The following is a 3,953-nucleotide window of genomic DNA, read 5'->3' as shown; positions in this document are numbered from 1 at the left end:
AGCCGACGCCGCGCCTGCCGCTGGGCCATGACCTCGCCCGCGCAGGCCGGGCAGCGGTCGACGTGCGCGGCGGCGCGGGAGGCGGGCCCGGTGGGGAGCTCGCCGTCGACGTGGGCGACGACCGCGTCGAGCGAGAGGTGTCCCCCGGGCAGCGCGTCGGAGAAGGCCCCGACCCAGCGGGACCAGGGGCTGCCCTGCGGCCGGCCGATCACGGCGCGGACCCGGCGCGGAGCGTCACCGGCGTGCGCCCGCCGGCCCTCTCCTCGGCGGCACGCTCCGAACGGCGCCGCTCGAGCGCGCTGCGGAGCGCCTGACGTCCCCGGTGGATGCGACTGCGCACGGTTCCCAGTTTGACATCCAGCGTGGCCGCGATCTCCTCGTACGAGAGACCTTCCACGTCACAGAGCACGACGGCGGCCCGGAACTCCGGCGCCAGCTCGTCGAGCGCGCCCTGGAGGTCGGGGTCGAGGTGGGCCTCGGAGAAGACCTGCTCGGGGTCCGGGCCGCCGCCGGGCAGCCGGTCGGTGTCCTCGGGCAGACCCTCCATCCGCAGGCGGCCGCGACGGCGGACCATGTCGAGGAAGAGGTTCGTGGTGATGCGGTGCAGCCAGCCCTCGAACGTGCCGGGCTGGTAGGCCGCGAGCGAGCGGAAGACCCGGATGAAGGTCTCCTGGGTGAGGTCCTCGGCGTCATGCGCGTCGCCGGTGAGCCGGTAGGCCAGGCGGTAGACGCGGTCGGCGTGCTCGCGCACCACGTCGTCCCAGGACGGCGGGGTCCAGCTCTCGGCGGATCCGGTGAAGCCCGCGCGCGTGCCGGACGCGTCGGCGTCCACGTCGGGTCCGACGGGGCGCACCGCGAGCGTCTCGGTCATGGGGCCACTCTCGCCGAGGGGTATGACACCCGGGTGAGGGTCGACTGAGAGGGGGCTGAGTTTCCGGCCGCCCTCGGGCCGCGGCGCGGCGCGGCGGGACCCGGCCTGTCTCGATCTAGCCTGATCCACGTGACGGAGGACGGGGGCCGCCGCGGCCGGGGTGAGGACGAGCGTCGCGCTCGCGCCGGCCTGCGCGTCGTCGACTCCACCACGTCCTCCTCGCCTCCTGATACCTCCCGGGGCGCGTCACCGCCCCCCGCGGAGAGGACTCCCCCGCCTGCCCCGCATGACGCCGCCGGGGCCGCGTCCCCGCCCGGATTCGCCGGACGGCGTCGGGGCGCCGCCCGCCCCGGGGCCCGGGGCGCGCACGGCGGGAACCGGATCCCGGTCTACCCGCGGGTGCCGACCGGCCCGGTGCGCTCGCCGGCAGCGGCCACCCCGCCGGGACGCCGCGGGGGTGCCTCGGAGGGGTCACGGCCCCGTCCGGTGGAGGACCCGTCGGTCGAGGTGGCGCCCGACACCGACGAGCCGGCCGACGACGACGAGGCCGCCGTCACCGTCACGCTCGCCGAGCCGGCGGCCGAGGCGGGGGCCACCGAGCAGCTGCGCGCCCGGGCGGAGCGGTTCGGGGACGAGGACGAGGTGCTCATCGCGGCGCGGGAGCGGGCCGCCGAGCACGGCATCGTCCCCATCGGCCCCGGAGCGTGCGCCGCGCTGACGTTCCTGGCATCGGCGACCCGCGCGCGCCACGTCGTCGAGCTCGGGACCGGAGCGGGACTGGGCACGGTCAGCCTGCTGCGCGGGATGCCGCGCGAGGGCCTGCTGACCAGCATCGACTGCGAGGCCGCGCACCAGGGGCTGGCCCGCCGGGCGTGTGTGGACGCCGGCTTCCCCGCCGGCCGGGTCCGCATGATCACCGGCCGGGCGCTCGAGGTGCTGCCGCGGTTGTCGGATGGCGGGTACGACCTCGTCCTCGTCGACGCCCTCACCGTCGAGTACCGGCGCTACCTCGAAGAGGCGGTCCGGTTGCTGCGCCCGGGCGGGGTGGTGGCGCTGGACAACGTGCTGTGGACCGGCCGGGTCACCGACACCACTCGCCGCGAGGCCATCTCGTCGGCGCTGCGGGAGACGGTGCGTGCGGTCCGTGGGGACGAGCGGCTCGCTCCGCTGCTGCTCCCGGTGTCGGACGGCCTGCTCTGCGCGTCGGTGCTCCCGCGCTGAGGCGTCCTGGGGCGTTCCGGCGAAGGGCGCCCTCGGCCTATCTAATCGACCGAAGGTGCCCCTCGCTCAGAATCCCGGCGGCCGGCCAGGCGTTCGGCGAAGGGTGCCCTCGGCCCATCTATTCGACCGTGGGTGCCCCTCGCTCAGAATCGGGGCGGCGGCCGAGCTCAGAACGCCCCGCAGAACTCCACGAGCGTCCGCGCCGCGAACCCGGTCGCGCCCTTGGCGACCTCCTCGTGCGGGCTGTCGCAGCGGGCGGGGCCGGCGATGTCGAGGTGCGCCCACGGCAGGCCGGCGGTGAACCGCTGCAGGAAGAGCGCCGCGACGATCCCGCCGGGGCCGGGCGGGGCCTGCCGCACGTCGGCGATCGTGGAGTCGACGTCGGAGGAGTGCGCGTCGGACAGCGGCATCGCCCACCACGCCTCGCCGGTCGTCGCGCCGGCGTCGACGAGCTGCCGACCCAGGTCCGGCGAGGTCGCGAAGAGCCCGCCGGTGCGGACCCCGAGCGCCACCTTCATCGCGCCGGTCAGCGTGGCGACGTCGACCATGACGTCGGGCTCGAGGGTCGCGACGGCCCAACCGAGGGCGTCGGCGAGCACCATCCGGCCCTCGGCGTCGGTGTTGGTGACCTCGGAGGTGCGGCCGTCGTAGTGGCGCACCACGTCCCCGGGCCGGTAGGCCGAGCCCGAGACGTGGTTCTCCGCCAGGGGGACCAGCCCGGTGACCCGTACCGGCAGCTCCAGGGTGGCGATCGCGGCCAGCGCGCCGACGACGGCCGCGCCGCCGGAGCAGTCGGTGCGCATGTCCGCCATGCCGGCGTTCGGCTTGATCGAGATGCCGCCGGTGTCGAACGTGATGCCCTTGCCGACGAGCACGACGTGGCGCTGCGCCCCCTCCGGCGACCACGTGATCTCGAGGAAGCGCGGCGGCCGCGACGAGCCGCCGCCCACCGCGAGGACCCCGCCGAAGCCCTGCTCGGCCAGCCACGACTCGTCCCTCACGGCCAGCCCGAGCCCCGGCACCGTGCCGAGCAGCGCGGTCGCCTCGTCGGCGAACCAGGCGGGTGACTTCGCGCCCGACGGCGTGTCGGCGAGGTCGCGCGCGGTCGCGGTCGCCCGGGCGAGCACGAGGGCGCGTTCGACGGCGGGGCGGGACGCCTCGGGGACGGCGACGCGGACGGTCGGCGGCGCGGCCCGCGGGCCCGACTTCACCGCGAAGCGGTGCGAGCCGAGCAGCAGGCCGGTGGCCAGCGAGGCCCAGGCGGCGTCGTCGTCCGGGCCGGGCTGGCCCTCGTCGGGGGTGACGAGCACGCGGGCGACGGGATCGTCCTCACCCTCCGACGCGCCGTAGAGCGCACCCGGCTCGGTGCGCCCGGTGACGACGCGCACGGCGGCGGCCCCGGCGGCGCGCCAGTCCGACGCCGAACCACCGCCCGCCCCGACGAGCCACCGCCCGGCACCGTCGTCGGGAGCCAGCGCGGCGACCGCGCCCGCGGAGGCGACCCAGCCGCTGGGCGTGGCCTCCGGCGCGGCCACGGACTCGCCGGCGGCGTCGGTGGTGCGGCGCAGCAGGACGAGCGCGTCGCCGGACGCGGTGGTGCCCGGATCGACGCAGACGACGTCGGCGAGGGGTGTGGGGAGGGAGGGCTGCGCGAACGGCGTGCCCGGGACCGGGCCGCCGGTCATGCCCGACCCCGTCGTGGCGGTCACCCGATCAGGAGGAGACGGAGGTGAGCGCCTCCCGCAGGTCACTCGCCTCGTCGGCGGTCATCTCCACGACGAGCCGGCCCCCACCCTCGAGCGGCACGCGCATCACGATGCCGCGCCCCTCCTTGGTGACCTCGAGGGGACCGTCACCGGTC

Annotated in this window: 5 protein-coding genes; 1 reads left to right on the top strand and 4 read right to left on the bottom strand. The window is 76.7% G+C overall.

All coding sequences use genetic code 11. The features are described from left to right. Positions 1-212 (bottom strand): zf-HC2 domain-containing protein (locus VGH76_RS22885; RefSeq protein WP_331559034.1); only part of this gene is annotated, 212 nt, incomplete at its 3' end. After that, a complete protein-coding gene (sigE, locus tag VGH76_RS22880) occupies positions 209-871 on the bottom strand; it encodes an RNA polymerase sigma factor SigE (protein WP_331559033.1) in 663 nt (220 codons plus the stop codon). The genes sigE and VGH76_RS22885, both read right to left, overlap by 4 nt. 486 nt (positions 872-1,357) lie before the next feature. On the opposite strand from sigE, the gene VGH76_RS22875 reads away from it, so the two are divergent. Further along, positions 1,358-2,092 (top strand): O-methyltransferase, encoded by a 735-nt coding sequence (locus VGH76_RS22875; RefSeq protein ID WP_331559032.1) that lies wholly within the window; start codon positions 1,358-1,360, stop codon positions 2,090-2,092. 167 nt (positions 2,093-2,259) lie between these two features. On the opposite strand, the gene VGH76_RS22870 is transcribed toward VGH76_RS22875, so the two are convergent. Further along, positions 2,260-3,777: a leucyl aminopeptidase family protein gene (locus VGH76_RS22870; RefSeq protein WP_331559036.1), complete on the bottom strand. Its 1,518-nt coding sequence runs from the start codon at positions 3,775-3,777 to the stop codon at positions 2,260-2,262. A 28-nt stretch (positions 3,778-3,805) separates the two neighbouring features. Then, positions 3,806-3,953 (bottom strand): DUF3117 domain-containing protein (locus VGH76_RS22865; protein ID WP_331559035.1); only part of this gene is annotated, 148 nt, incomplete at its 5' end.

This window comes from Actinomycetospora sp., assembly GCF_036497585.1.
Taxonomy (GTDB): Bacteria; Actinomycetota; Actinomycetes; order Mycobacteriales; family Pseudonocardiaceae; genus Actinomycetospora.
This window is presented reverse-complemented; position numbering and strand designations above follow the sequence as displayed.

Bases quoted from the DNA above. Each gene is read 5' to 3' on its own strand.
- sigE (WP_331559033.1), bottom strand. From the start codon at position 871: ATGACCGAGACGCTCGCGGTGCGCCCCGTCGGACCCGACGTGGACGCC.
- VGH76_RS22870 (WP_331559036.1), bottom strand. From the start codon at position 3,777: ATGACCGGCGGCCCGGTCCCGGGCACGCCGTTCGCGCAGCCCTCCCTC.